General features: G+C 50.8%; 22 protein-coding genes and 1 tRNA gene. 9 read left to right on the top strand and 14 right to left on the bottom strand.

The window, feature by feature from the left end:
- Positions 1–3: 3 nt before the first annotated feature.
- Together ACW9SV_RS03045 and typA are read right to left on the bottom strand one after the other, a co-directional pair.
- On the bottom strand, positions 4–1,218 hold the full coding sequence (locus ACW9SV_RS03045; protein WP_479555262.1) for an OmpA family protein: 1,215 nt from the start codon (positions 1,216–1,218) through the stop codon (positions 4–6).
- A 353-nt stretch (positions 1,219–1,571) separates the two neighbouring features.
- The gene (typA, locus tag ACW9SV_RS03040; protein WP_479555261.1) at positions 1,572–3,377 is read right to left on the bottom strand and encodes a translational GTPase TypA; all 1,806 of its coding nucleotides are present in this window, start codon (positions 3,375–3,377) and stop codon (positions 1,572–1,574) included.
- Between the two features lie 530 nt (positions 3,378–3,907).
- Here typA and ACW9SV_RS03035 point away from each other — a divergent pair.
- The 4 genes from ACW9SV_RS03035 to metG all read left to right on the top strand — a co-directional run bounded on the left by ACW9SV_RS03035 (position 3,908) and on the right by metG (position 7,695).
- Complete coding sequence (locus ACW9SV_RS03035; protein WP_479555260.1) at positions 3,908–4,726, top strand: DUF3050 domain-containing protein; 819 nt, start codon at positions 3,908–3,910, stop codon at positions 4,724–4,726.
- 70 nt (positions 4,727–4,796) lie between these two features.
- Entirely contained in the window at positions 4,797–5,102 is a 306-nt protein-coding gene (locus tag ACW9SV_RS03030) for a hypothetical protein (RefSeq protein ID WP_479555259.1), read from the top strand.
- Positions 5,103–5,112: 10 nt separating this feature from the next.
- A complete protein-coding gene (locus ACW9SV_RS03025) occupies positions 5,113–5,469 on the top strand; it encodes a hypothetical protein (RefSeq protein WP_479555258.1) in 357 nt (118 codons plus the stop codon).
- A 180-nt stretch (positions 5,470–5,649) separates the two neighbouring features.
- The gene (metG, locus tag ACW9SV_RS03020; RefSeq protein WP_479555257.1) at positions 5,650–7,695 is read left to right on the top strand and encodes a methionine--tRNA ligase; all 2,046 of its coding nucleotides are present in this window, start codon (positions 5,650–5,652) and stop codon (positions 7,693–7,695) included.
- A 94-nt stretch (positions 7,696–7,789) separates the two neighbouring features.
- Here the strand turns inward: metG and ACW9SV_RS03015 are convergent, their stop codons facing one another.
- From ACW9SV_RS03015 to ACW9SV_RS02995, 5 genes are all read right to left on the bottom strand, one after another.
- Positions 7,790–8,668, bottom strand: a complete 879-nt coding sequence (locus tag ACW9SV_RS03015) for a hypothetical protein (RefSeq protein ID WP_479555256.1) — start codon at positions 8,666–8,668, stop codon at positions 7,790–7,792.
- A 154-nt stretch (positions 8,669–8,822) separates the two neighbouring features.
- Positions 8,823–9,797, bottom strand: coding sequence for an NAD(P)H-quinone oxidoreductase (locus ACW9SV_RS03010; protein ID WP_479555255.1), 975 nt, complete (start codon positions 9,795–9,797; stop codon positions 8,823–8,825).
- Position 9,798: 1 nt separating this feature from the next.
- Positions 9,799–10,968 carry a lactonase family protein gene (locus tag ACW9SV_RS03005; protein WP_479555254.1) on the bottom strand — a complete coding sequence of 390 codons (1,170 nt, stop codon included), beginning with the start codon at positions 10,966–10,968 and terminating at the stop codon, positions 9,799–9,801.
- Between the two features lie 126 nt (positions 10,969–11,094).
- Positions 11,095–12,309 carry an MFS transporter gene (locus ACW9SV_RS03000; RefSeq protein WP_479555253.1) on the bottom strand — a complete coding sequence of 405 codons (1,215 nt, stop codon included), beginning with the start codon at positions 12,307–12,309 and terminating at the stop codon, positions 11,095–11,097.
- A gap of 208 nt (positions 12,310–12,517) precedes the next feature.
- Positions 12,518–13,741, bottom strand: a complete 1,224-nt coding sequence (locus ACW9SV_RS02995; RefSeq protein WP_479555252.1) for an MFS transporter — start codon at positions 13,739–13,741, stop codon at positions 12,518–12,520.
- Positions 13,742–14,099: 358 nt separating this feature from the next.
- On the opposite strand from ACW9SV_RS02995, the gene ACW9SV_RS02990 reads away from it, so the two are divergent.
- Positions 14,100–14,333 carry a hypothetical protein gene (locus ACW9SV_RS02990; protein WP_479555251.1) on the top strand — a complete coding sequence of 78 codons (234 nt, stop codon included), beginning with the start codon at positions 14,100–14,102 and terminating at the stop codon, positions 14,331–14,333.
- Between the two features lie 92 nt (positions 14,334–14,425).
- Here ACW9SV_RS02990 and pth read toward each other — a convergent pair whose 3' ends face one another.
- From pth to atpD, 4 genes are all read right to left on the bottom strand, one after another.
- A complete protein-coding gene (pth, locus tag ACW9SV_RS02985) occupies positions 14,426–14,986 on the bottom strand; it encodes an aminoacyl-tRNA hydrolase (protein ID WP_479555250.1) in 561 nt (186 codons plus the stop codon).
- Positions 14,987–15,207: 221 nt separating this feature from the next.
- Positions 15,208–16,419 (bottom strand): trans-sulfuration enzyme family protein, encoded by a 1,212-nt coding sequence (locus ACW9SV_RS02980; protein WP_479555249.1) that lies wholly within the window; start codon positions 16,417–16,419, stop codon positions 15,208–15,210.
- 144 nt (positions 16,420–16,563) lie between these two features.
- Positions 16,564–16,812: an ATP synthase F1 subunit epsilon gene (atpC, locus tag ACW9SV_RS02975; protein ID WP_479555248.1), complete on the bottom strand. Its 249-nt coding sequence runs from the start codon at positions 16,810–16,812 to the stop codon at positions 16,564–16,566.
- Positions 16,813–16,906: 94 nt separating this feature from the next.
- A complete protein-coding gene (gene atpD, locus ACW9SV_RS02970) occupies positions 16,907–18,412 on the bottom strand; it encodes a F0F1 ATP synthase subunit beta (RefSeq protein ID WP_479555247.1) in 1,506 nt (501 codons plus the stop codon).
- A 579-nt stretch (positions 18,413–18,991) separates the two neighbouring features.
- Between atpD and purL the strand changes: the two genes are divergently transcribed.
- The 4 genes from purL to ACW9SV_RS02950 all read left to right on the top strand — a co-directional run bounded on the left by purL (position 18,992) and on the right by ACW9SV_RS02950 (position 23,230).
- The gene (gene purL, locus ACW9SV_RS02965; RefSeq protein ID WP_479555246.1) at positions 18,992–21,211 is read left to right on the top strand and encodes a phosphoribosylformylglycinamidine synthase subunit PurL; all 2,220 of its coding nucleotides are present in this window, start codon (positions 18,992–18,994) and stop codon (positions 21,209–21,211) included.
- 96 nt (positions 21,212–21,307) lie between these two features.
- Positions 21,308–21,380: transfer RNA gene (locus tag ACW9SV_RS02960), tRNA-Gln, on the top strand.
- A gap of 280 nt (positions 21,381–21,660) precedes the next feature.
- Complete coding sequence (locus tag ACW9SV_RS02955) at positions 21,661–22,593, top strand: ribose-phosphate pyrophosphokinase (protein WP_479555245.1); 933 nt, start codon at positions 21,661–21,663, stop codon at positions 22,591–22,593.
- 52 nt (positions 22,594–22,645) lie between these two features.
- Positions 22,646–23,230 (top strand): 50S ribosomal protein L25/general stress protein Ctc, encoded by a 585-nt coding sequence (locus ACW9SV_RS02950; protein WP_479555244.1) that lies wholly within the window; start codon positions 22,646–22,648, stop codon positions 23,228–23,230.
- Between the two features lie 162 nt (positions 23,231–23,392).
- Here ACW9SV_RS02950 and ACW9SV_RS02945 read toward each other — a convergent pair whose 3' ends face one another.
- The 3 genes from ACW9SV_RS02945 to ACW9SV_RS02935 are packed head-to-tail and all read right to left on the bottom strand — an operon-like array spanning position 23,393 to position 25,805.
- Positions 23,393–24,529 carry a DegT/DnrJ/EryC1/StrS family aminotransferase gene (locus tag ACW9SV_RS02945; RefSeq protein ID WP_479555243.1) on the bottom strand — a complete coding sequence of 379 codons (1,137 nt, stop codon included), beginning with the start codon at positions 24,527–24,529 and terminating at the stop codon, positions 23,393–23,395.
- Complete coding sequence (locus ACW9SV_RS02940; protein WP_479555242.1) at positions 24,526–25,185, bottom strand: acetyltransferase; 660 nt, start codon at positions 25,183–25,185, stop codon at positions 24,526–24,528. Before ACW9SV_RS02940 ends, ACW9SV_RS02945 begins: the two co-directional genes overlap by 4 nt.
- The gene (locus ACW9SV_RS02935) at positions 25,182–25,805 is read right to left on the bottom strand and encodes a sugar transferase (RefSeq protein WP_479555241.1); all 624 of its coding nucleotides are present in this window, start codon (positions 25,803–25,805) and stop codon (positions 25,182–25,184) included. The genes ACW9SV_RS02940 and ACW9SV_RS02935 overlap by 4 nt, the downstream gene beginning before the upstream one ends.
- Positions 25,806–25,828: the final 23 nt, after the last annotated feature.

Here is a 25,828-nt window from a genome sequence, read left to right as displayed (position 1 = left end):
TAATTATATTTTAACAAACTCTACTCTTCTGTTGTTGGCCTTGGCTTCTGCACTGGTGCCTTTGTCCAGAGGCATGGTTTCTCCCAAACCTTTAGCTTTCAAGCGCTCTTTGTCAATGCCTTGGCTTACTAAATAAGCTTTTACGGCATCGGCGCGTTGTTGGCTAAGTTTGAGATTAGCAGCGTTGTCGCCGTCGGTGTCAGTGTGGCCATCCACGCTCAGGTTAAGGGTTGGTTGTTCCTGTAGCATCTTTACAATGCCAGCAAGGGTACCCACAGACTCTGGCCTGATCTCGGCCTTATTGGTGTCAAACTTCACGCCATAGGTTACAATTTTACCAGTAGCCAAAATCTGGTCATAGAGCTTTTTGCCGCCCTCGGCGATGAATACGTTTTTCACCATGGCATTGCCTTCAATGCGTCGGTCTGACTTTATCTTCAGGTTAACAGGTTTGCCGGTGACGTTAGGGATGTTGATGAGACGATGCTGGTCCAGGTAGACCTTCATGCTGCGTTTGTTGAAGGCGATGGACACGTGGCGCCACTGGCTTTTGGTGCCGGCCGCCTCTAGCTCGGCAGAATTCGAGCCGAAATTTTTAAAATGCACCCCTTCCGGCGAAATAACAATAGGGTCCCAAAACATGCCGTTGGTAGCCTCGTTATACTTGTTCCCGTCGCTCAGGAAGTAAATTTCATAGGCCATGTTGGGGTTGTCTGAGTCAAAGTAGACGTCCATCTCTACGGTAAACGTTTCGGGCAGATAGTTCTCGGTCTTCATCAGCGGGCTGATGGCGGTACCGTTGCTCACCAGGTGAATGACGTCGGTGCCGCCAAAGGAAGCCACTTCCGCGTTTCCGTTTTTTAAGTCCCAGCGGGAAGGGAATTCACCGTTTTCTTCGCCTTTGAGGTTGTCGGCGAAAAGCACTTTGTCTCCGGGTACAAAGTCATACTTGGTCCAGACTTTTGCCTTGGCCTCAGGGGCTGCCGAGGTGCCCTCCGCAGCAGTTTCTTCATTAGTGGCTTCTTCGCTTTCTTTTGCCGCCCCACTAGCTGCTTTTTTACCGCTGGTGACCTGGTCTGCCGTTTTGTTTATTTTGGCATCTATCTTTTCGTTGACTTTGCTTTTGAGTTTGTCAGCGATGTTGAACTGGGCCTGTGCCGGAAGCACAAGAAGGGAGAGGGCCAAAGCCCCGGCAAGCATAGAAAGTCTTTTATTCATAACAGAAGAGAATGAAGGGTGAGATTTAAAATGGAATGGAAACAACTAAGTACTCGTCGCCAATAGTTTGTGAACCTTGGCCGCTTATATAGACACCCAAGCGCAAACTAACCCCTATCTCTCCATGAGATCTGCATTATAAATTCTGCTTACCTACCACATAGCCTCATTAGAAGTGAAGCTGATGGAGAGGCCAATAGGTTTGCCTCCAACCTCTATGGACTAGGTCTTTCTGCTTTGGACCCGTTTTAGCGAAATCGGGCACAAAGCATGAGCAGAAATGAATCACCAATGGAAACAAAAAAGCCTTACCGCTGGTAGCAGTAAGGCTTTTTTTATAAAAGGGAAGATCCTTATCCTTGGGCGTTTCCGTAGCGCTTACGCTCGTTCTCGTCCAGGTAGATTTTCCGCATTCTGATGCTCTTAGGGGTGATCTCCAACAGCTCATCTTTCTGGATGTACTCCATGGCTTCTTCCAAAGAGAATTGTTTCTTAGGAACAATCTTCACGTTGTTGTCAGAACCAGAGGCACGCATGTTGGTCAACTGCTTTCCTTTCTGGATGTTCACGGTCAGGTCATTCTGACGAGAGTGTTCGCCGATTACCATACCCATGTACACATCTTCGCCCGGCTCCACAAAGAACACACCTCTGTCCTGCAGTTTGTCAATAGAGTAAGCAGTACCTGGGCCATTCTCCATCGCAATCAAAGAACCGTTAATACGGCCCGGGATAGGACCTTTGAAGGGCTCGTAGCTGATGAAACGGTGGTTCATGATAGCTTCACCGGCAGTGGCAGTCAAAACGTTGTTACGCAGACCAATCAGACCACGGGCCGGAATGTTGAATTCCAAGTGCTGCAGGTCGCCCTTAGGCTCCATAATCAAAAGGTCACCTTTGCGCTGGGTTACCAATTCAATCACTTTACCGGCAGATTCCTCAGGAACGTCCACTACCAGGTGCTCCATTGGCTCCATTTTCTGGCCGTTCTCTTCTTTGAAGATTACCTGTGGCTGACCTACCTGTAACTCATAGCCTTCGCGGCGCATGGTTTCAATCAGTACAGACAAGTGAAGGATACCGCGTCCGTACACCAGGAAAGTATCTTCTTTGTCGGTCTCGTCTACGCGCAGGGCCAGGTTTTTCTCGGTCTCTTTGTACAGACGGTCACGCAAGTGACGAGAGGTTACAAACTTACCCTCTTTCCCGAAGAAAGGAGAGTTGTTGATGGTGAAGAGCATGTTCATGGTTGGCTCATCAATAGAGATGCGCTCCAATGGCTCTGGATTCTCAAAATCAGCTAAGGTATCGCCAATGTCAAAGCCTTCAATACCTGTCACGGCGCAGATTTCGCCGGCAGACACAGATTCAACTTTCACTTTGCCCAAGCCTTCAAAAACCTGAAGTTCTTTGATCTTTACTTTCTTGATAGAACCGTCGCGCTTGCAAAGGCTCATGTTGGCGCCTTCTCTCAAAGTTCCGCGCTTCACGCGTCCAATGGCAATACGGCCCACGAAAGAAGAGTAATCCAAAGAAGTGATCTGCATCTGAGGCGTGCCTTCTTCAGAAGGAGCCGGAGGAATCACCTCAATGATCGCATCTAAAAGAGGCGTGATGTTATCGGTTGGTTGCTGCCAGTCAGTGCTCATCCAGCCATTTTTGCTGGAACCGTAGATGGTCACGAAGTCCAATTGGTCTTCGGTGGCGTCCAGGTTGAACATCAGGTCGAATACCATTTCGTGTACTTCGTCTGGACGGCAGTTCTCTTTGTCTACTTTGTTTACTACCACAATTGGCTTCAGGCCAAGAGAGATAGCTTTTCCTAGCACGAAACGGGTCTGTGGCATAGGGCCTTCAAAGGCGTCTACCAACAAAAGAACACCGTCGGCCATTTTCAATACGCGTTCTACCTCACCTCCAAAGTCGGCGTGACCAGGCGTATCAATGATGTTGATTTTCACATCTTTGTAACGAACCGATACGTTTTTGGAAACGATGGTAATACCGCGCTCCCGCTCCAGGTCATTATTGTCCAGGATCAGGTCGTCGAACTGTTGGTGTGCGTCAAAAATCTTTGAGGCGTGGATGATCTTGTCTACCAGCGTGGTCTTACCGTGGTCCACGTGGGCAATAATCGCGATGTTGCGGATACTTTGCATTCAGAGGTTGTTTTCAGCCCGCAAAGGTAGGGTTTTTCTTAGGCTTTTCTATATTAATTATGAAAAAGGCCTTTTGCCCAACCAGTTACGGGTGTTTGCTTGTAGGTGAGAACAGAACAAACCGCTGCTTAAGTTCCTGTGGGGGTGTTTGAGATGTTATAAATACAAGAGTAAAAATACCCTTATACACGTGTGTTTCTCTTGTGAACTTTGGAGTTAAGTAGAATTGGTGCAGGAATATAGGGGTTTTCTGGTTTTGCCTGGTCTCTAAACAGCCGCAGGAAGGGAGGTGACGTGTTCTGTTATATGGCTCAATAGACACTGTTTATACCCAAAAAAAGGTGGGTGCATTTTTGTACTAAAACAGGCAAAATAATATTATAACGAACGTATGTTTTTTGCGTATCTCCCCGTTCCAAGCCTATCTTTACCCAACCAGAGCTGTGTCTGAGGAGAAGAGGATGTTTGGGGGCCGGCACAGGAAAATCCGCGGTCAATCTGTTTCTATACCTATATCTATTCTTAAAACCATGCCTGTAATCTTGGAAAAAACCGGATACTCAGCATCGCTTCTGCCCATTTACCAGGAAAAGATAAATTGGCTCCAGCAGGAGTTACGCCCTCACCGCGCAGCTCTGATGCAACACCCGCTCTACGAGTCTATCTACGACCTGGCAGACCTGCGTACCTTCATGGAACACCACATCTTTGCCGTATGGGATTTCATGAGCCTGCTTAAAAGCCTGCAGCGCCACCTCACCTGCGTAGATGTGCCATGGACGCCGCACGGCAACCCCGCCAACCGCCGTCTTATCAATGAAATAGTGCTGGAAGAGGAAACAGACGTTGACCCAGAAGGGCACCCCATCAGCCATTTTGAGTTGTACGTGCGGGCAATGGAAGAATGTGGCGCCGATACCAGGCTCATCCATGAGTTCATGGCCGGTCTGCACCAAGGCAAATCAGTCTTCACCCAGTTGGAAAACCTTCCGGTACCAGGCCACACGCGGGAGTTTGTGAAGCACACCTTCCAGATCATCCAGAGCGGACAGCCGCACCGCATTGCCGCAGCCTTCACCTTTGGGCGCGAAGACGTGATCCCAGACATGTTCCGGTGCCTCATCGGGGACCTGAACCGCCGTTACCCGGGCACCCTGGACACTTTCCAATTTTACATGGACCGCCACATCCAGTTAGACGACGAGGTGCACTCGCCGCTAGCCATGAAAATGGTGGCCGAGCTGTGCGGTGATGACCAGCATAAATGGGAGGAGTGCCGTGAAGAAGCGGTGGCTTGCCAGAAAATGCGCCTGCGCCTTTGGGATGGTATCCTGGCTAACCTGAAGTGAGCCTAAGCTGCTTAAATCCTTTGCGGGTGGGTTGACGTACTGTAAAGCACAGACCTTAACACGCAAAACTATGGATTTAGAGAACCTTAGCTCCAACAGCGAGAATATTGAGAATACCGGCTACTTGATTTTAAAAGCCTTCAAGGTAAAAGGCACCCAGGCCGAGGAAGTTTTAGGATGGGATGAGATTTACCCGTTCCTGCACCAGGAAGATGAGAAACTCCATTACCAGGATGTGCAGAAGCGGGCCGAAGAACATTTGCGTAACCAAGGCTATGCCACGCCAGACCCTGCCGGTTTGCGGTTAACGCCCGTAGGCTTCAAGGCCATACAGGAGTTGGATGATGAGGACTTAAGTCAAAGCAACGCCCGTTAAGCCGAAGATCATGCAGACGTTTTGGAGGTGTTTAGAGGAAAAGGGGCGTAAAACGTCTTTCGTATTGGTAAGCTTTCTGTGGGGCACCTTGGCAATTGCCTGTACCTCGTCCAGAGATAGCCCGGCCTTGGAGGTGGCAGAGCCGCAGCGTACCTATCGGGCAACGCCTACCTCGCGCGACCTGAACAACCAGGCCAGCCAGGTAAACCAGAAAAAGAACATAGAAGACAATAATCCCAATTCTCCGGGTAACCAGACTCCGGCGGTCAGGAGCCAGAGAATCTTACCGGGTCGGCAACCGGTAGCGCCAGACACCATCCGGCGTCCGCCCATGCCGCCAACGGTGGGTACCACTACCGGGCAATAAGAGAAAAGTGTTTTCGGGCTAATTTCCTGAAAACAAGATTAAAGCGCCGCGACTTCCACCAGAGGTCGCGGCGCTTTGCTTTCGTATAAAGCAAGTCCCCTTGGGTAGGCCTCTTGAGGGGAGAACCAAGAAGCAAACCTCCCTGCATTTTCGCTATATTTGCCTCTTCAACAAAAGAACATGGCTGAGACAACCTATCCCCAGAGATATACCATCACGGCGGCATTGCCCTACGCCAACGGACCCGTGCACATTGGGCACCTGGCCGGGGTGTACATTCCCGCCGATATTTATGCCCGTTACCTGCGTTCGCGCGGCCGCGATGTGAAATTCGTGTGTGGTTCTGATGAACATGGTGTGCCCATCACCATCCGGGCGAAGAAAGAAGGCATCACGCCGCAGCAAGCCGTGGACAAGTACCACGAACTCATCAAGAACTCCTTCGCCGATTTCAATATCTCCTTCGATATCTATTCCCGCACTTCGTCTAAAACGCACGCCGAGATCGCCTCCGGGTTCTTCCGCAAACTTTATGACGAAGGCAAGTTCATTGAGCAGACCACCCAGCAATACTTTGACGAAAAAGCCCAACAATTCCTGGCCGACCGCTACATTGTAGGTACCTGTCCCAAGTGCGGAAACGAGAACGCCTACGGCGACCAATGCGAAAGCTGCGGAACGTCTTTAAATGCCACTGACCTCATCAACCCTAAAAGTACGTTAAGCGGTGAACCGCCGGTGCTACGCGAAACCAAACACTGGTACCTACCTTTGGATCAATACGAGCCTTGGCTGCGCGAGTGGATTGTGGAAGGCCACAAAGGCGACTGGAAAACCAACGTGTACGGCCAATGCAAAAGCTGGATCGACCAGGGTTTGCAACCCCGTGCCGTAACCCGTGACCTGGACTGGGGCGTGCCCGTGCCGGTAGAAGGTGCCGAGGGCAAAGTGCTGTACGTGTGGTTTGACGCACCAATCGGATACATCTCTGCTACCAAAGACCTTACCCCAGACTGGGAAACCTACTGGAAAGACAAAGACTCCAAACTGGTGCACTTCATCGGGAAGGACAACATTGTGTTCCACTGCATCATTTTCCCGGCCATGCTCAAGGCGCACGGCGACTACGTGCTACCGGATAACGTGCCTGCCAACGAGTTCTTGAACCTGGAAGGCAACAAAATCTCCACGTCCCGCAACTGGGCCGTGTGGTTGCACGAGTACATGCAAGACCTGCCCGGCAAAGCTGATGTGCTGCGCTACGTACTTTGCGCCAACGCCCCAGAGACCAAGGACAACGATTTCACCTGGAAAGACTACCAGGCCCGCAACAACAACGAGCTGCTAGCCATCTTCGGGAACTTCATCAACCGGGCGGTGGTGCTTACCCATAAATACTACAACGGGGCTGTTCCGCAGCGTGGCGAATTGACTCCTTTTGATGAGGAAGTGCTGGCCCAGTTGGCTGATTTCCCGGAGAAGATTGCTGTCTCGCTGGAACTGTATCGCTTCAAAGAGGCACTTAGCGAATTGATGAACCTGGCCCGTCTCGGGAACAAATACTTAGCTGATACCGAGCCTTGGAAACTGATTAAAACCGATGCCACGCGGGTAGAAACCATTATGAACATCGCGCTGCAGATCTCGGCTAGCCTGGCTATTCTGTCTGAGCCGTTTTTACCGGAAACGGCCGGTAAACTGGCCCGCATGCTGAACTATGCTCCAGGTAAATGGAACGAAGCCGGCTCCCCTGATCTTCTTGCGGCGGGTCACACCATTGGTGAGGCGGCCCTTCTGTTTGAAAAAATAGAAGATGCCGTGATTGAGGCTCAGGTGCAGAAACTGCTCAATACGAAGAAGGAAAACGAGTTGGCCAATGCCGTAGCTGCTCCTGCCAAAGAAGACATCACCTTTGACGATTTCTCCAAGATTGATATCCGCATCGGCACCATCCTGGAAGCTGAAAAAGTAGCCAAAACCAAAAAACTCCTGAAATTAAAGGTAGACACCGGTATTGACCAGCGCACCATTGTGAGCGGTATTGCCGAGCACTTTAACCCAGAGGAGATCATTGGGCAGCAAGTGTCTGTTTTGGTGAACCTGGCCCCACGCGAGATCAAAGGCATCGTGAGCCAAGGCATGCTCCTGATGGCCGAGAACGCCGATGGCAGCCTAGCCTTTATGCAGCCTTCCAAACCCGTAGTGAACGGCGGGGGAGTAAGCTAGGAAAGAATAGATTAACTTAAAAGAATAGATTAACTTAGAAAGGTGCGTTTCTCTCCTGCTTTACTTGAAGTGGGAGGAAAACGCACCTTTGCTTTTACTCCTTCTCTTCAATATACACCTGGTTTTTAGGCGGGAACAGAAGGTCAATGGCTTGCATAAGCCGGGCGCGGGTTTTCTTATTGCGCGTGACCAGGGCTAATGTTTTGTATTGGAACTGCTGCAGGCGAGCAACATCTTCTGCCACCGTAAAGCCTTTCAAGTGCGACTCCAGGAAAAAATGGCTGATGTGCTCATTCCACTCGTCTTTGTTTCCCCAGTAGTGCGCAAGCCAGGGCTTGGCTTCGTGCAGGTCATAGGTTTCTTGGAGGGCGACTGAAAGGGCAAACTGCTCAATCAGGCGGGGAGTCACTTGGTGGGTGCACATCTGGTCGCAGATTTGCAGGGCTAGGCTGATGGCGGTTTGGTTCTGCTGCACGGGAATGGTCACCACTCCGGCGTTCCACATGGCGTGCTGGTCATGGAGCTTAAATGCCCCCAAATCAATTTCCTGTACCTGCTGCCACATTCGCCTTTCCGTCTTGCTTGTCAGTTCAGAGAGCTTGCCTTCCTTTTGGTGCATGAACGCGCGTCCGTTGCGTAGTTGGTCACAGAGATTCTTGGGATTTTGGTAGAGGAAAACATCAGAATCAACGTACATCACGGCCTGCTCTGGGTGGTCGCAGATGAGTTGTTCTATGGCTTTGATCTTCACGCGCCAAAAGAAATCATGCGGTCCTTTCCAATCGGTGAGTTGCTCTTGCGTCACCTTGACCACCTGTACCTTTTCCTTTAGGTGGGCATAGTACTCTGGGTAATCTGTGTATACGTAAATGGTGCTCAGTTCCTGTTGGTAGGGCAAAAACGACAGAATGGCGAAATTTGCCTGGTAGTGGTTTTTGATGTTTGGACCAAAAGTAAGGAACAGGAGATTCATGCAGAGTTTTTGTGAAACAAAAGGTCGAAAGTAAGGAGAAATTATGATTCAGGAAAAAGAGAGCTGGCTTCCTGCTTTTAGGTCCTTTTTAATAAAAAGGTTTTAAACGGGAAACGTATTTTTCTTTACTCCCAGACCATCGGTTGGGTTCTCTTTACCCCTGCACCTTAAGCAAAATCTTCCCGATATGCTCGCTGCTTTCCATAAGGGCATGGGCTTGGGCAGCTTCTGCCAGGTCAAACGTTTTGTAGAGGATGGGTTTGAATTTACCGGCTTCCAGCAGAGGCCACACGTGTTGCTCAATGGCCGCGGTGAGCGAGGCCTTGAACGCATTGTCACGGGGGCGCAGGGTACTGCCGGTGATGGAAAGCCGCTTCTGCATGACCTGCCGTACGTCAAAAGTGCCCTGGGCTCCTTGCATGGCATTGATGAAGACCAGTCGACCATCGGGATTGAGCAGGTTCAGGTTCTTGGGGGTGTAAGCACCGCCCACCATGTCCAGAATCACGTCCACGCCCTGGGCTTTCAGTTCCTCTTCAAAATCCTGGGTTTTGTAGTTAATGCACCTATCAGCACCCAGTTCTTCACAGGCCCGGCACTTCTCATCGGTGCCAGCGGTGGCGTACACGGTAGCACCCCAAGCTTTGGCTAACTGGATGGCTGTAATCCCGATCCCGCTGCTGCCGCCATGTACCAGAAAGGTCTCACTGGGCTGTAGCAGTCCTCTTTGAAAGACGTTGTGCCAAACGGTGAACACAGTCTCGGGCAAGGAAGCAGCCTGTTCAAAGCTCCAGCCTATGGGTAGGGGCAAGCAATGGCAGGCGTCTACCACGGCGTATTCGGCGTAGCCGCCACCGGGCAGTAAGGCGCAAATGGCGTCTCCCGGCTTCCAGCGCGTGACTTGGTCTCCGCAGGCTTCAATAATACCGGCAATCTCTAACCCTGGGATATCAACCGATGCACCCGGCGGAGGTGGATAATGTCCCTTGCGTTGCGCTACATCGGGCCGATTGATACCGGCCGCGTGGACTCGCACCAGTACCTGGTGCGGAGCCAACACAGGCGTTTCCCGTTCCTGGATCTGTAATACCTCCGGCGCACCAGGCGCTGTAATCACGACGGCCTTCATCTTATTTCCCAGGGGTTTCAGGAAAGGCTGGAACTACCTGCACATACACCGGCGAAGGCACCGCTGCGGAGTTGCCCGTGTAGGTCAGTTTGCCGGTTTGGGTGTCTACCTTGTAAGTGGTGATGCTGTTGGAGTTCTGGTTGGCCACCAGCATGGTTCTGCCAGACGGGCTGAAGGTGAAGTTACGGGGCCAATTGATCTGGGTGCCCATGTGCTGTACCAGCGTCAGTTTGTTTGTCTTGGCATCTATGGCGAAAACCACAATGCTGTTATGTCCCCGGTTAGAACCGTACAGGAACCGACCATCGGCAGAGACGTGGATGTCCGCGCAGGAGTTTTTGCCGGTGTAATCAGCTGGCAGGGTAGAAACCGTTTCTACCTCGGTTAGCGTGCCGTTGTCCGGGTTGTAGGTGAAGGTAGTGAGGGTGCCATTCAGCTCATTGATCACGTACGCAAAGCGTTTGTTGTTGGGGTGGAAGGTAAGGTGACGCGGCCCGGCCCCAGGCTTGGCGGTGAACGCTGATCGACGCTCCAGTTTCCCTCCTGATTTGTCTACCTTATAGGTGATGATCTGGTCAATTCCCAAATCTACCGCCAACGCAAATTTGTTTTCCGGGTCAGGGAGGATGCAGTGGGCGTGGGCAGCATCCTGCTGCGGCTTAGGTCCCTTGCCTTGGTGCTGTTCCATATCGGTGGGAGCGCTTAACCAGCCATCGGGTTGAATAAGAAAAGCCGATACGTTGCCTCCTACGTAATTGGCTACCAAAGCAACCTTGTTTTTAGGATCCAGGCTGATGTAGCAGGGAGCCCCGCCCAAGGAGGGCTGACGGTTTAAGAAAGTAAGGTCGCCGGTTTTCTGGTCTATGGCAAAGGCGCTGACAGCTCCGCTTTTCTGGCCTTCGTACTCGGTAGTCTCGTTTACGGCGTACAAGTGCTTCCGGTCAGCGTCTAAGGTAAGGAAGGAAGGGTTCTCTCCGCCTTTCACGGCCAGAGCCCTGGTTAAAGCACCTGTTTCTTCGTTCAAGCGGTAAGCAAAGATGCTCTCGGCATCAGGTTTGGCATAAGTGCCTACGTAGACCATCATTTCTTTATCTGTTGCGCGTGGTTTAAGGGAACTACAGGCGGCTAAGGCAAGGCTTAACAGCAGCAGGAAGGAGACCGAAATTCTCATAGACCAGTTCAACGTAGATTTTGTGAAAGATGCCAAAAAAGATTGGAAAGCAGAAAAGGCTTTTCTATTTACCCTCCAATTTTAGGGAAAGCCTCTTAAAATAAGCCGATCCTTAAACCACCAGATTTACGCCGCTTGTAACCGCTTTACCACCAGATAAAACCCAAACGCGGCCACCAGGCACAGCACACTAGCTCCCCACCACAACGTGTCAAACCCGAAACTGGCAATGATGGTGGTACCCACAAACGGACCGATAATATGCGCAGCGGAATAGGAAAGGCTGTATAGGCCCATGTAGGAGCCCCGGTTATGCGGTCCCGAGCGCTGCACGGTGAGGGTACTCATGAAAGGCATGGCGAAGATCTCGGAAAGGCTCATCAGCAGTACGGAGATAGCCAGTACCGTAAACCCTTTGGCCACGTTAATCAACACAAAGGCCAACGCCAACAGGAGCAAACCCAGCACAATCATTTTCCAAACCGCGTGCTTATCCCCTATGAGGTACACAATGATCATCTCTAATAGAAACACCAATAAGCCGTTGAACGCCAGTAGTGCCCCAATCTGTAATTCTGATAAACGGTAAACCTGCCGGTAATACAGCGGCATGGTGGAGAAGAACTGGAAGAAGGCTACCGCAAAACAGCAACAAAGCACCGTAAACAGCAGAAATAAGCCATCACTGTAGGGCGAGCGGGTAGCAGGAACCGAGGTTTGGGCTTCCTGAGACGCATATTGTGTAGGAGAGTGGCCCTGCTTGTGACGAAAGTAAAAGAAGAATAACACCCCGGCACTAAGGCACGTCAACCCATCGGCCATAAATAACCATTGGTAAGAGACCGTGGCCAGAACTCCGCCCAATGCAGGACCGATGGAAAAGCCCAGGTTGATGGCCATCCGGTTCAGAGAGAAAGCGCGGGTCACGTTCTCGGGTCGGGCGTAGGAACTCACCGAGGAGGCGTTGGCGGGCCGCAGGCACTCGGTTAGAAGGCTTAGCAGGAAAATACCTCCGGCAAACAACTCAAACTGCTCCAAAGTGAGCATGACAAAGAACCAGCTACCGCCCAGAATCAGGCTGAAGAACTGCACCTTGAAATGACCTACTTTATCAGTTAGCCAACCGCCCAGGAACGTGCCGCACATAGAGCCCGCACCAAACAAACTCAGCAGCACGCCCACTTGTTTCAGGCTGAAGCCCAGTGCCTCGGTCAGGTACACGCTTAAGAACGGCACCACCATGGCGCCACTCCGGTTGATGAACATAACCGCCGCTAAAAGCCAGGCCTCCCTTGAGAGACCGCCAAATGCGTTGCCGTAAAGAGCTAAGATCCGTTTCATAGAGGTGGTGAGCGCCACAAAAGTAGAGAAATGAAACAAACTCTAGGGGTAATAATTAAAATGAACCTTGGTGTGGCTCTGCGGTACCTAAGTCTTTCTCAAGCTTTCGGTTTTGATAGGACAAAGTCTTTGTAAAGGTAAGCCCTTGCGAAAGGTGAAAGACAGAGCGGCTTTTCCTGTTTATGCCCTAAAAGGTAATTGGTAGAAATTAGTGTGCCTGCAGTCTGCGCACCACAAAATATAGGCCTGCCGCCGCCATGACGCATAAGGCTCCGCAACCCCACCATAAGGTCTCAAACCCGAAGTGGTCAATGGTGTGGGTGCCCGCTAACGGTCCCAGGATAAACGCCACCGAATAGGATAAAGTATGAAGCCCCATGTAGGCCCCTCGGTTCTGGGGGTTGGACCGGTACACGGTAAGCGTACTCATAAAAGGCAAGGCCAGCAACTCGGCAAGGCCCCAGAGCAAAACCGAAAGAACTAGTACTGGCAAACCGGTGGCTACGTTCAGGAGGGCAAAGGCTAGGGCCAACAGCAATGACCCACCCACAATTGTTTTCCAGAGCCCATGCACCTTGCCCACTTGGTAGACAATCACCATCTCCAACAAAAACACCACTATGCCATCAAAGGCTAGCAAAGAACCTATTTCAAACTTAGACAGATGGTGTACCTGTTGCCAATACAACGGCAGGGTGGTAAACAACTGGGAAAAAGCCACTAAAAAGCAGCAACACAAAATGGTAAAGAAAACAAAAAGGACATCCTGGTAGGGGGAGCGCTGCCCAGAAGATGGTACATCAGGGATGGGGGAGTGGTCTTTTTGCTCCGGTAATAAGAGGCTTTCTGGCCGGTTTTTGAAAAAGAAGAAGAAAACAGCTCCAGCCGCCAGACAGGTGAGGCTGTCTGCCAGGAAAAGCAATCGGTAAGATACCATAGCCAAAAGGCCGCCCAGCGCCGGGCCAATGGCGAAGCCCAGGTTAATAGCCATCCGGTTGAGGGAGAAAGCACGGGTGACGGTTTCTGCGGAAGAGTAAGAGCTCACCGCTGCCGCATTGGCAGGGCGCAAGCTCTCCATCAAGATACTCAGCAGGAAAAGCCCGCCGGCCAGCAACTCAAACCGCTGTACCCAAAGCATGACAAAGAACCAGGCACTGGAAAGGAAAAAGCTCAACACCTGTACCTTGAAGTGCCCCCATCTATCGGTTAGCCAGCCTCCCAGAAAGTTTCCGACTGCGGCACCCATCCCAAAGATACTCAGCAGCAAGCCTACCTGCTTCAGACTGAAGCCCATTGCCTCGGTCAGGTACACGCTCAAAAACGGCACCACCATGGCCCCGCTCCGGTTGATGAAAATCACCAGGGTTAGAAGCCAGGCTTCGCGGGAAAGGCCACCAAAAGCGTTTCGGTAAAGAGGAAGGATGCGGGTCATGAGGAACTTTAGCGGCACAAAAGTAGAGAAATACCGCTAATCCGAAAGCTTACATCGGGCAGGGGAAAGTCTCCAACTAGTGGAAACATGGATCTATCGAGTAAAAAGTAGTATGCATGTAGTAGTTTTTATATTTGGTAAAGGTTGCTCGGGAGTGTAGTAAGGTTAGCTTTTGAATTCTGATTCCCGGAAAACTTACCCTGAGTAAAAGATCCCCGTGGCTTCATTGACTTAGTTTTATCAAGGTCATTTGGCTGACATTGAGTTTAGTGCTGTTACTTACCCTTAACTTCAACTTACTTCCTGCAAGCGAAAAGCTTGTTACATCATGTTGCATTTCGATTTAAAACCAAATTATTTGGATAGGCAAAGGGAGCAGGAGCAACTTGCCTTGGCCAATGAGAAGCTTCAGAAACTACAAGATAGAATGGGGCAACAACTTGAGCAGCTTTTAGAGGAGATCACGGCCCTTGATAAAAAGTTAGAGGCGAACCAGGTACCTGAAAAAGGATCTTTTCAGGTGCGGTTCAAGGGACTGAAAGAACAAGCCGCTATTTTGGCTAATAGTTTAGTCTTGCTACGATCTTTCTAAAGCTCACAAACTAACCTCATAAACAAAACGGCGTTTCAAGGATGCTTTCTTACAAGCATCCTTGAAACGCCGTTTTGTTTTGCTGGAAGCGGTTATTTGTTGAAGAAATTCATGGTGCGTTCCAGACCAATAGTTCCGAAGGAAAGGCACATCTCGGCGGCCTTCTCGATATGGGAGGGGAGGTCAATCTGCTCATCCGGGGAGAAAGGGCTCAACACATAATCCACCTGCCGTCCTTTAGAGAACTGCGAGTCTACCCCGAAGCGCAGGCGGGGGTACTCATTATTGCCCAAGGTCTGCTCAATGTGTTTTAGCCCGTTGTGTCCGCCCGCACTGCCTTTGGCCCGCATCCGCAGTTTGCCAAAGGGGAGAGCCAGGTCATCGGTGATCACCAGCATCTGCTCCGCTGGGATCTTCAGAACGCTCAGCCAATGAGCGACCGCTTTGCCGCTCAGGTTCATAAAGGTGGTAGGTTTTACCAAAGTGAAGTGCTTGCCTTTGGTTTTGAACTCGGTCACGAACGAATGCCGGCCGGTATCAAAGAACACGTCATGCTTTTTAGCTAAGTGATCCAACACCATAAACCCGATGTTGTGCCGGGTATCTGCGTATTCCGGGCCAATGTTGCCCAGGCCCACGAGTAAGTATTTCATATCAATTGGAGTGTCATCTGTTGGCTGAGCAGGCTCTTTTCTGCCAAGCCAGTTGACTAAACGTGTAAACATCCTGCAAAGGTAAGGCCTGTCACGTTTTGGGGCTACTTTTTAAAGAGTAGGCTTGAAGCAGCTGAACAGGTTATTGTTCCATTTAAATTAGGGTGGCGCGGAGATTAGAGGATAAGCGTAAATTAGAGGATAAGCGTAAAAAGGAGCTTTTAGATAGCCGCCAGTCCCTGCTCCAGATCAGCGATCAACTCCTCTGCATCCTCTATGCCCACCGATAATCTGATCAGACCCACGGTGATGCCCATTTTCTCCTGCTGTTCCTGGCTAAGGCCACGGTGCGAGGTGCCCAATGGATAAGAAATAGACGTGGTGACTCCTGCCAAGGACGGGGCAAAGGGAATATGCGCCAAAGCTTTCATGAAACGATTCACGGCCTCGGTCTCGTCTGCGATCCTGAACGACAGCATTCCCCCGAAAAGACCTTTTCCTTGTTGCTGCGCGATGCCATGCTGCGGGTGCTCGGGTAAGCCAGGATAGAAGACGGCCTGTACTTTGGGGTGTCGCTGCAGAAAGCGAGCCAAGGCCAAACCGTTAGTTGAGTGCTCCCGCATCCTTAGCTTGAGCGTTTTTAGACCTCGGGCCGCCAACCAGCTTTCAAATGGGCTCAGATTAAGCCCCCAAGTGCGCATGATCTGGCCTGCCCGGGCGGCATCCTCCGCTTCCTTGGCAATTAGGACGCCCGCCGTTACGTCACTGTGCCCCGATAAGTACTTGGTGACGCTGTGGATGACAAGGTCAGCGCCTAATTCTAGCGGACGGGTAAGAACCGGCGAAGCGAAAGTGTTGTCCACCACCAGTTTGATGCCGTTGCTTTGGCACTCCTTTGCCAATAGGCTCAGGTCCACTACCATCATCATGGGATTGCTGATAGTCTCCGCGAGCAGCAGTTTGGTGTTTTCGCGTACGTAGCCCTCTAAGGAGTAAATATCTGCCGTAGGTACGTAGCTTACTTCCACGCCCAAGCGGGAGAGTTCATTGGAGAGCAGGGAAGAGGAACCGCCGTAGATTTCCTCGGCGCAAAGCACGTGGTCACCGGCTTTGGCATAGACCAGCACCGCTGTCAAGATCGCTGACATGCCGGAGGAAGTGACCACTGCGCCTGCGCCTCGCTCCAATTTGTTTACTTCTTGCGCCAGTTCCTCGCTGTTGGGGTTACCATAGCGGGTGTACATGTAATGCTGGCCAGGTTCCTGGAAGTAAGTTTCCAGCGCGTTCAGGTCCTCAAAGGTGAACACGGATGTCTGGTAAATGGGTGTGATCTTAGGCGAAATGGACACGGTGCGGGTAATTGATTGTTGATTGTTAATTGCTGATTGTTGGTTTTCTTGAATGATTGGTGCTTTATCTACAACAATCAGCAATTAACAATCAACAATCTTAAAGGTAAGCAGAAAGGAACAAATGTAAGAAGCAGGTCTCAGGCTTGTTTTCAGAAATGCAGCCTAAAAACAAAAGCCCGCCTCTTGCGCAGAGAACGGGCTTTCAAATGTGAAAACAGGAAATGGTTAGGCGGTTACCGCTTCGGCCAGGACAATGATCTTGTTGTCCAGCACCTCCACAACTCCCCCGTCAATCTGGAACACCACTTGAGCACCAGTGGCAGGCGTGATCCGTACTGCTCCGTTGGCCAGGGCGCTGATAAGGGCAGCGTGGTTATTCAACACTTCAAACCCACCATTGATGCCCGGAAACTTCACTGACGTTACGTCGCCTTCAAATACTCTTCTATCTGGGGTGATGATTTCTAAATACATTTCTTAGGAGTTCTGAGTCTTGAGTCTTGAGTTCTGAGTCAAAATCTTTTCACAGACGCAGGACTCAGAACTCAAGACTCAGAACTAATGAATATTATTTCGCTTCGGCCAGCATTTTCTGTCCTTTGGCAACGGCATCTTCAATGGTACCTACCAAGTTGAAGGCGGCCTCAGGCAGGTTGTCGTGCTTGCCGTCCATGATTTCGTTGAAACCGCGGATGGTGTCTTTAATGTCAACCAACACGCCTTTCAAGCCGGTGAACTGCTCGGCAACGTGGAATGGCTGAGACAAGAAACGCTGCACACGACGCGCTCTGTGTACGACTAATTTATCTTCTTCAGATAATTCGTCCATACCCAAGATGGCGATGATGTCTTGCAATTCTTTGTAACGCTGCAGGATCTCTTTCACGCGCTGGGCGGTGTTGTAGTGCTCTTCGCCTACTACATCGGCCGTCAAGATACGGGAAGTAGAATCCAGAGGGTCTACCGCAGGGTAGATACCAAGCTCAGAGATTTTACGAGAAAGTACAGTGGTAGCATCCAAGTGAGCGAAGGTGGTCGCTGGAGCCGGGTCAGTCAAGTCATCCGCAGGTACGTAAACGGCCTGTACAGAGGTAATGGAACCACGCTTGGTAGACGTGATACGCTCTTGCATGGCACCCATTTCCGTAGCCAAAGTTGGCTGGTACCCTACCGCAGATGGCATACGACCTAAAAGAGCCGATACCTCAGAACCTGCCTGGGTGAAACGGAAGATGTTGTCAATGAAGAAAAGGATGTCGCGGCCAGAACCGGTACCATCTCCATCACGGAAAGACTCTGCAATGGTCAAACCAGACAAGGCTACACGGGCGCGGGCCCCTGGCGGCTCGTTCATCTGACCGAACACGAAGGTAGCTTTAGAGTCTTTCAGCGCATTAGCGTCAACTTTGGAAAGATCCCATCCGCCGTGCTCCATAGACTCCATGAACTCGTCACCGTATTTCACGATGCCAGATTCAATCATCTCACGCAACAAGTCGTTTCCTTCACGGGTACGCTCACCAACACCGGCAAACACAGAAAGACCACCGTGGCCTTTGGCGATGTTGTTGATCAACTCCTGGATCAATACGGTTTTACCTACCCCGGCACCCCCGAACAAACCAATTTTACCTCCTTTGGAGTAAGGCTCAATCAGGTCAATTACTTTGATACCGGTATATAATACCTCAGAAGAGGTAGAAAGATCTTCGAAACGCGGTGCGTTGCGGTGAATGGGCAGGTCTACCAAGCTGGCAGGCTGCGGAATACCGTCAATGGCATCGCCAATTACGTTGAACAGACGGCCTAGCACGTTATCGCCGGTAGGCATTGAGATAGGAGCCGCAAGGTCAGTTACTTCCATGCCACGGGTTAAGCCTTCGGTGGCGTCCATCGCGATGGTACGCACGCGGTCTTCGCCTAAGTGCTGCTGAGTTTCCAGTACCACGCGGGCACCGTTCTCTTTCACCACTACCAGGGCATCCATGATGTTGGGCAACTTAGAATTCTCACCCGAGAAGCTTACGTCCACTACCGGACCGATCACCTGGGTAATTCTGCCAATATTCGCCATTTGGTTGGTTTATAATTATTTAGATAGATACTCACTTCTTTCAGGCTGCAAAAATAGGGCATTCTATCCTCATTTCCATAGAAGTACCTAAAAAGTTTTGGCTGTAACGTGCCTTTCTGAGTGTTTTATTTTGGCCTATGTTTAGAGGTTGATTTATGGAAACCACGCCTTAAACACTTCAGGTCCCTGCATGCTGTCTGAGAAACCCGGTAACCTGAAGTGCGGTACGTGGAAGGAATGCCTCCCTTGTCTTCTTACCCGCAACCAGCACAAAGTATAAGGAGATGCATAAATTGGCAGCTAGGCAGGTTATAATAAAAGGGTATAGGTTTGGGATGGCTCTAATGAGGTATTAGTTTTATAGCTTCTTGTCTCTTTTACTTAAACCATGGGTATTGCTTTGCGGCTTTGCTTGGTTTGCCGGAGGACTATTTCTTGCCCCAACTTCTGCCTTTAAGAGCTCTTTCGTGTGTTTTTGCCTCATTTTTAGGAAACAAGCTAAAAACCTTGCTAAAAGATGGCAGTGGCTTGTAAAAGAAATCTTTATTTTTGCCCTGTCTTACCAAACCAATATCCGTCTTGGAAACCCAGACCTTGCCTACCGTTGACACCGCCCAGAAGCTGGGCCTTTTGCCTGAAGAATTCGATCGTATCAAAGAAATATTAGGCCGCACGCCCAATTTCACTGAGCTCAGCATCTTCTCTGTGATGTGGTCTGAGCACTGCTCTTACAAAAACTCTATTGTCTGGCTGAAGACCTTGCCTAAAGATTCACCACGCATGCTGGCGAAAGCAGGCGAGGAGAACGCGGGTCTGGTAGATATTGGGGGCGGTTTGGCCTGCTCATTCAAAATTGAGTCGCATAACCACCCATCGGCGTTGGAGCCTTATCAAGGTGCGGCCACCGGTGTGGGCGGTATCAACCGCGATATCTTCACCATGGGTGCCCGGCCTATCGCCCAATTGAACTCCCTGCGTTTCGGGAACCCGAATTCAGATAAAACCAAGCGTCTGTTAAGAGGCGTGGTAAAAGGAATTGGAGATTATGGCAATGCTTTCGGTATCCCAACCGTTGGTGGCGAGCTGTTCTTCGATGACTGCTACAACGTGAACCCACTGGTTAACGCCTTCTCGGCGGGTATCGTGGAGGTAGGGAAGACCGCTAGCGCTACATCGCACGGCGCCGGAAACCCGGTGTTCATCATCGGTTCTGCCACCGGTAAAGATGGTATCCACGGCGCGGCCTTCGCGTCTAAGGACATCACCGAAGACTCGGTGAACGACTTGCCGTCTGTTCAAGTAGGCGACCCTTTCCAGGAGAAATTGCTTTTAGAGGCTACTTTGGAGATTCTGGCCACAAACAAGGTGGTAGGGATGCAGGATATGGGTGCTGCCGGTATTACCTGCTCTACTTCTGAGATGAGCGCCAAAGGCGAAAGCGGCATGGAAATCTGGCTAGACAAAGTTCCTATGCGCCAAGCCAACATGCAGCCGTTCGAGATTCTGTTGTCAGAAAGCCAGGAGCGTATGCTGGTGGTAATGGAGAAAGGTTCTGAAGACCTGATCTACCAGATCTGCGACAAATGGGATATGTCTTGTGCCCAGATTGGCGAAGTAACCGACTCTAAGCGCCTGCGCTACTACGTGAAAGGTGAGCTGGTAGCCGATGTGCCTGCCGATGACCTGGTTTTAGGTGGCGGCGCTCCGGTATACCATAGAGAATACCGCGAACCGGCCTACTACGCCGAAGCGCAGAAATTCACGATTGACTCTGTGCAAGAGCCAACCGATTACAAAGCCGTAGCCGAGTTTCTGGCCACGCACCCCAACATTGCTTCTAAGCGCTGGGTGTACAAGCAATATGACTCCATGATTGGTACGGCTACGCTGACCACCAACCGCCCTGCCGATGCCGGTATTGTAAAGGTGAAAGGTTCAGACAAAGCCCTTGCTATTACCGTGGACTGTAACAGCCGCTACGTGAACGCAGACCCAGAGCAAGGAACTGCCATTGCCGTGGCCGAAGCTGCCCGTAACATTGTGTGTTCTGGCGGTGAGCCGGTGGCTATTACCAACTGCCTCAACTTTGGGAATCCGTACGTGCCAGAAGTGTACTGGCAGTTTGTGGGTGCCATCAAAGGCATGGGCAAAGCCTGTAACGCTTTCGGGACCCCGGTGACCGGCGGTAATGTGAGCTTTTACAATCAGTCCTCAGACGAAGGTCCAGTGTTCCCTACGCCTACCATTGGTATGTTGGGGATTGTGGAAGATAAAGCCAACACCATGACCCTGGCTTTCCAGCAGGAGGGCGATGCCATCTATCTATTAGGTGACCCTGTGAATGACATTGCTTCCAGCGAATACTTATATTCTTTCCATGGCGTGAAACTTTCTCCGGCCCCGGCCTTTGACATAGAAAAAGAGCTGGTGCTGCAGAAAACGGTAAAGGCTTTGATCGAAGAAAGGTTAATCCAATCGGCTCATGACTGCGCTGATGGCGGATTGTACATCACGTTATTGGAGTCTGCGATGGCAAACGAGTTAGGTTTCTCTATCTCTACCGACCAGAATTTCAGAAAAGATGCTTATTTATTTGGCGAGAGCCAGAGCCGTGTGGTGGTAAGCGTAAGCCCTGCCCAGCAAGAGGCGTTTGATAACCTGGCATCTTCTAACGGCTTGACTTTCAAAAAAATTGGTGAGGTAACTGCCCGCTACTGCGAAGTGGACGGAGAGGTGTTCCATGCCATTCAGGTGATCAAAAACAGCTATGACACCGCGCTGGAGCGGATTATGGAATAAAATTTTTGAAAAATTTTTCGCTTGGTGTATTGCGCTGAATAAATTCTTTTCTACCTTTGCAACACCAAACGACAACAACAGGTTGTCAGCGGAAATTGTCCGATGGTGTAACTGGCAACACGTCTGATTTTGGTTCAGAAGAGTCCAGGTTCGAAACCTGGTCGGACAACCTGAAAGCCCCTGTTTCTGCAAAGAGACAGGGGCTTTTTCTTTTTACTTGTCTTAAGCATGTTTGTCTGCTAATGAAGACCCGTCGCCTAAAGCAGTCTGGGAGCAATTGGGAAAAGGAGAGTAATCTCCGTTTAGGGGCAGTTTTCTGGATCGGGGGGCTGAATTAGTACATGTACTGGTACGTTCCTGAAAAAGTACTTTTTATTTTTGGCAACTTGGTTTGAGCCTACCAAAATTAAAAGTAATTTTGCGACTTCATTCGGCAACCTCTTCTCCCCATGAATCCTACGGTTAAGATTTTCTCCGGCACCGCCTCAAGATACTTTGCTGAAAAAGTCGCGGATGCCTACGGCTTACCCCTCGGCGACCTGACGGTACAACATTTCTCAGACGGAGAAACTTCGGTTCACTTCAATGAGTCTGTGCGGGGTTGTGAAGTATTTTTGATTCAATCTACGTTTCCGCCGGCAGATAACTTATTTGAGTTGATGTTGCTGGTGGATGCCGCCAAGAGAGCTTCGGCGCACAAAGTGATTGTGGTAATGCCTTATTACGGCTATGCCCGCCAGGACCGCAAAGACAAGCCACGGGTTTCCATCGGAGCCAAAGTGATGGCCAACGCCATTCAGTGCGTAGGCGCTGACCGCTTAATGACCTGCGATTTACACGCCGGTCAGATCCAAGGCTTCTTTGACATTCCGGTAGATCACCTAGATGGTTCGGCCATTTTTGTGCCGTACCTGCGCAGCCTTGACTTAGGTCAGGACCTGATCTTCGCCTCGCCAGATGTGGGAGGGGTGGTAAGAACCAGAAGCTTTGCAAAGGTATTTGGGGTAGAGATGGTAGTCTGTGACAAGCACCGGAAACGCGCCAATGAGATTGCCTCTATGCAGGTGATTGGTGATGTGGATGGCATGGACGTGGTGTTGGTGGATGACTTGGTAGACACTGCCGGAACCATTACCAAAGCGGCGGAGTTGTTGCGTGACAAAGGCGCGAAAAGCGTACGGGCCATTGCTACCCACGGGGTATTGTCTGGTCCGGCCATTGACCGCATTGAAAACTCCGTGCTAGAGGAGCTGGTGATTTCAGACACCATTCCGCTACGCCGCCAAAGCTCCAAGATCAAAGTACTTACGTTCTCTGATCTGTTTGCCCGGGCCATCAGCAACGTAGTGACCCACGATTCAATCTCTTCTCTGTTTATCTAAGAGAGCCTGAATCACAGAGTAGTTTTTTTATTTTTATTTATATTCATTTTTTATGCAAAGCTTAGAGATTATAGGGTTTAAAAGAGCAAATCTCGGTAAATCCGAAGCCAAAGCGCTTCGTGAGGAAGCTCAAGTTCCATGTGTGTTGTACGGCGGTGCAGAGCAAGTTCACTTCTCTTCTCCAGCTATCTTGTTCCGTGACTTGGTTTACTCACCAGATGTTTACCAAGTAGACTTGAACATTGAAGGCACACACTACAAAGCCATCATGCAAGACCTGCAGTTCCACCCAGTAAACGAAATGTTGCTTCACGTGGACTTCCTTTTATTGCAAGACGAGAAAGAAGTGAAAGTTGATGTTCCAGTACGTTTCGTGGGTACTTCACCAGGTGTAATGGCCGGTGGTAAACTGGTTACCAAACTGCGTAAACTGCGCGTGAAGGCTCTTCCAGCTAACCTGCCAGATTCAATCGCGGTGGACATCTCTGACCTGGAGTTAGGTAAGTCAATCAAAGTGAATAAGATCGCTCCTGCGGACTACACTATCTTGACGAACCCACTTTCCCCAGTGGCTACGGTAACCATCCCAAGAGCTCTGAAAAGCGCTCAAACCGAGGAGAAAAAAGGCAAGAAATAGTCTTTGGCTTTCTGAAGTATTTGAAAATCCTGTTCTGCCCCTGGCAGGGCAGGATTTTCTGTTTTACGGCTGTTTTGGACAAAGCAGCCCCTATTTGGGCCAATCACCTGTGCTTGCCCAATGATGAGCTAAAAGGTTTGTTTCTAAGCCTATTTCCTAAAATCAGGCTTTAAACACTTTCCTTACCACTGCTGCCACCCGCTCCTGATCTGCATAGGATAAATTGGAGCCAGAAGGAAGGCATAGCCCCCGGGCAAAAAGGTCATTGCTCACATGGGCACCAAAATAGTCACAATCGCGGTACAAAGGCTGCAAGTGCATAGGATACCATAGTGGACGGCTTTCAATGTTCTCGGCTAGCAACTGGAGACGGAGCGCTTCTGGAGTGATGGAGCTATTTTGCTTGATGGTGAAACAACTGAGCCAACGGTTAGAGTAGAATCCTTCCGGCTCTAAATGCCATTCCAATTCCTCCACATCCTGCAAGAGCTGCCGGTAGGTAGCAAATACCTTTCTTTTCTGCTGAATTCGCTCTTCCAGCACTTCCAATTGCCCCCGGCCAATGCCCGCTGAGACATTACTCATGCGGTAGTTATAGCCCATAGCTGTGTGATGGTAATACGGCAGGTTATCTTTGGCTTGCATAGCCAGCCAGCGGGCCTGCTCTACCATTTCAGCATCATCAGACACCAATGCCCCGCCACCCGAGGTGGTGATGATCTTATTGCCATTAAACGAAAAAACGCCCGCTTTCCCGAAAGTGCCTAAAAACTGCCCGTGATATTTTGAACCCAATGCTTCGGCGGCGTCTTCAATAATAGGAACCCCGTACTGAGAGGTGAGTTCCTGAATTTCCTGCATGCGCGAAGGCATACCGTACAGGTGCACCAACACCAGCGCCTTAGGTAACTTTCCTTTCTTCTGACGGTCTTTTAGGGCATCCTCCAAAGCCGAAGGGCAGAGGTTCCAGGTAGTAGGTTCGCTTTCTATTAAAACGGGTGTGGCGCCCACGTACCGGATGGGGTTGGTGCTGGCGACAAACGTGAAAGTGGAACAAAAAACCTCATCGCCTGAGCCAACGCCTAGAGCTAGCAAAGCCAAGTGCAAAGCGGCAGTTCCGGAAACTAAAGCCGCTGCCGCAGAAACCCCGGTATACGTGGCTAGTTCCCGTTCAAAGCCATTAACGTTAGCCCCGGCCGTGGTAATCCAATTCTGATCAAAAGCCTGTTGAATGTATTGTTGTTCGGTGCCGCCCATGTGCGGGGGCGAAAGGTAAATGAAATCCAAAGGTTGACTCATGCTGTTTGTTTGATGATCTGGGCCGGTACCCCCACGGCGGTGCAGTAGCAGGGTAGTTCTTTGGTGACCACAGCCCCCGCCCCAATGACGGTGAAGGCGCCTACCTCCAGGTTCTGCAGGATGCAACTATTGGTGCCGCCGTAAACGCCCATGCCTAATTTCACACCGCCGCTCACCGCTACCTGGGGCATAAGAGAGCAGAAGTCTCCCAGTACCGTGTCGTGGCCAATGGTGCAGGCCAAGTTCAGCAATACATGCCGACCCAACGTGACGTTGTTGGTGAGAATGCAGTTCTGGCAGATGATGGCGCCCTCGTTCAGGTGGATTTTCTGCTCGGGCAGGATTTGTACCGAAGGATGGATGAGCACCGGAAACTGCAGCATGGGGTTGATCAGCCGGTCGGCCACGTCGGTTTTGGCAGCGCAGTTGCCGATGGCAATGACCACGTTCAGCGGGTGGTTGCAATCGTTTAGGTCGTCTACCGTGCCCAGGTAAGGGCAGCCGCAGATGGTAGGGGTGGCCGGAGGAGCATCGTCATAGAACCCAATCATTTCCCACTTGGGAGTTACGTGGTTTATCTGGTGGAGCAGCATGAGGATTTCCCTGCCTAATCCGCCGGCACCCACAATCGCAATTTTCTGTTTTCCAGTATTCATGAGGAAGATGAGTTGGTGGAGCCGGTGAAGCGCTCCATGGTGGCTGTGCCCGGGGCCGAGATGCCTTCAGGCTTTACTAAGTGCTTCAAGGTGCGCCACAAAATGAGCGCATCTACCCGCAGAGAAAGATGCTCTACGTACCAGAGGTCATACCTGAATTTCTCTTCCCAGCGCAACAGATTGCGACCATTGACCTGCGCCCAACCCGTGATGCCGGGCTTTACCTCGTGCCGCCGCGCCTGCTCCGGCGAGTACAGCGGAAGGTACTCCATCAGCAGCGGACGCGGACCTATGATGCTCATCTGACCTCGTAACACATTCAGCAACTGAGGTAGTTCGTCTAAGGAGGTTTTCCTGATGAATTTACCCAGAGGTGTCAGGCGTTGAGCATCAGGCAAAAGGTTTCCGTGCTTATCCCGCGCCTGCGTCATAGTCACGAACTTGTAAAACGGAAACGGCTTTCCGTGCAAACCCGGCCGCTGTTGCCGGAAGAGAACGTGCCCGTCAAAGCCCAGCCACAGCACCACCGCCACCAGCACCATCACCGGCCAAAGCAGCAGCAAGGCAGTGCCGGCCAACAAAAGATCTAAGAGGCGTTTCCCGTGGGGCAAATAAGACATAAAGTGGAACCGGTAGAAAGAAT

The organism is Rufibacter sp. JT20002 (assembly GCF_056491185.1).
This window is presented reverse-complemented; position numbering and strand designations above follow the sequence as displayed.